Annotated in this window: 1 protein-coding gene; it reads left to right on the plus strand. The window is 42.1% G+C overall.

Going from position 1 to position 259, the window contains the following annotated elements; genetic code table 11:
* The coding region (locus R0J87_RS21960; protein WP_498888962.1) for a hypothetical protein at positions 1-259 on the plus strand (259 nt) is incomplete at both ends.

A 259-nucleotide genomic window follows, 5' to 3' on the forward strand; every position in this document is an offset into this window, starting at 1 on the left:
GTAATTGAAGATGCAGCTCGTTGGATGGGTGTCTATGACAACGATCTTATCATGTCATGGACTCCAAACGAGTACAAGCGCAAGCTCAAAGCGGCCAAGCTGCGTGAAATTGATGAAATAGAGCGAATGACAATAAACGCAATGTTTAATCGGTATGCGAATAACGCCAAAAAAGTTAAGCCGTCACAAATGTTTGATGCACAAAAAGCAAGAGCTGATCTTGAGAGGGATGTCACTGGAAATGGCTTCAAAAATCAAG

The sequence above is a fragment of the Halomonas sp. SIMBA_159 genome (genome assembly GCF_046536035.1).
Taxonomy (GTDB): Bacteria; Pseudomonadota; Gammaproteobacteria; order Pseudomonadales; family Halomonadaceae; genus Vreelandella; species Vreelandella venusta_A.